The organism is Kineococcus arenarius subsp. arenarius, assembly GCF_050871845.1.
GTDB lineage: Bacteria > Actinomycetota > Actinomycetes > Actinomycetales > Kineococcaceae > Kineococcus.
Genome location: NZ_JBJLSE010000185.1, coordinates 1 through 1,806 on the forward strand (window position 1 = coordinate 1; position 1,806 = coordinate 1,806).

The window sequence follows — 1,806 nt, forward strand, 5'->3', positions numbered from 1 at the left end:
GCAGGGGCGGAAACCATGGTTACCGCCCGGTGGGGGCGGGAGAGGCGCGGGGCCAGGACGCGCACCGCCCAGGCGACGGCGGCGGTGGCCAGCAGCACCACCGCGGGCAGCACCAGCGGCACGAAGCGGCGGTCCGCCCACGGGTGGTCGGGGGTGATGCCCGGGCGGTACAGCGTCAGCAGCGTCGAGCCGACGGCCACCACGAACGGCGCCGCCCACGCCGGCAGCGGGGCGCGGCCCTGCAGCGCCGGCACCAGGCGCGCCAGCAGCACCACGGCCGCCGCGCCCGCGGCGGCCACCGCGGGCCAGCCGAGGTACCAGGCCAGCCAGTCCACCGAGTGCTCCGCGTAGGTGCGCCCGCCGTCCACCGGCAGGCCCTGCGACTGCTGGAGCCCGGCGACCAGCCTGCTGCCGGGGTCGGCGGGGTCCTGGCGCACCACCAGCCACAGCGGGCGGCTCGCCAGCCCCAGCAGCACCAGTCCCAGCACGGCGGCCAGGGCGGGTCCCAGCCGCGGGCTCGTCAGCCACGGCGCGCGCGCGAGACGCCCGGTGCGGGCCAGCCGCAGACCGGCCCACGAGAGCACCGCGAGCGCCACCAGGGCCGCGACCAGCGGCAGCAGGGAACCGGCGATCGTGCCCAGGTAGGGCCGCGAGTACGTCACCGCCGCCACGGCAGCCAGGGCGCTGGTGACGGCGGTGCCCGCCAGCAGGGCGCGCGCCGCAGGGTGCCGCAGCGCCGCCAGCCCCGCCACGACCGGCAGCAGCAGCGCCACCTCGCGCAGGTAGTCGATGCGCACGAAGCCGCAGGCGCCCAGCAGCAGCCCCGCCCCGCCGCCCAGGCGCGCGGCGAGCGTGGGGGTGCCCGTCGCGGCGGTGGCCGCGACGAGGACGGAGGCGGCGGCGGCCAGCACCAGCAGGGCCGGGACCTCCGAGTACGTGGAGCGGTTCACGTGCAGCACCGGCTGCGCGAGGGCGAACACGGCCACGGCCAGGGGCGCCCAGCGCGGGCCCACGACGCGCGCGGCCAGCCCCGCCACCGCCAGCAGCGCGGCCACGGCCACCACCGCCGGCGCCAGCAGCAGCCCCTCCCAGCCGCCGGCCCACTCCCCCAGCGAGTACAGCGCGGGCGCCCCCAGCAGGAACTGCGGGACGACGTCGGTGCCGACCTCGTAGAAGGCGGGACTGGCGATCGTCACGTTCGGGTCGGCCAGCGCCTGCGCGCCGCCGAGCGCCGCGAGCGAGGGGTCCACCGGCAGGCCGTGGTGGGTGGCCAGGTGGTGCGCGTAGAGGGCCTGCGAGCCGGCGTCGCGGCGCAGCACGACGTGCTCGGCACGGGTGAGGCCGGCCCACAGGCCGCCGCCGGCGGCCACGGCGAGGCTGGTCAGCGCCGCCCACGCCGGGGTGGGCACGACCGGCACCGCCCACGCCAGGCGCCCGGCGAGCGCGGCGGCGACCAGGCACACCGGCAGCGCCGTCCACGGCGCCCACAGGTCCAGCAGGACCAGCGGCACGGCCACCGCGGTGACCGCGGCGACGGCGGCGGCCAGCACCACCGGCACCCTCGTCAGCAGCACCCCGGCCCAGGTGGGCTCGGGGCGCGCGGCGCGGTCGGCGGGCGCGGCGTCGACGCGGGGGGCTGCGGGCACGCGGGGACGCTAGCGGCTCCCGCCGACGCCACCTCCCACCCCACCCCACCCTACGGTGTTCAAGGTAGTTGGCACCTCCTTGATCACCGCCATTTCCACCGCCACGTCGGGCGGGGCGGGCGGGGTGGGCCGTTTCGTGGGGGCGTGCCGCCCTCCCCCC

General features: G+C 79.3%; 1 protein-coding gene. It reads right to left on the reverse strand.

What is annotated here, in order from left to right; all coding sequences use genetic code 11:
• The coding region (locus ACRYM0_RS20810; RefSeq protein ID WP_432507755.1) for a hypothetical protein at window positions 1-1,646 on the reverse strand (1,646 nt) is incomplete at its 3' end.
• Between the last annotated feature and the right edge of the window lie 160 nt (window positions 1,647-1,806).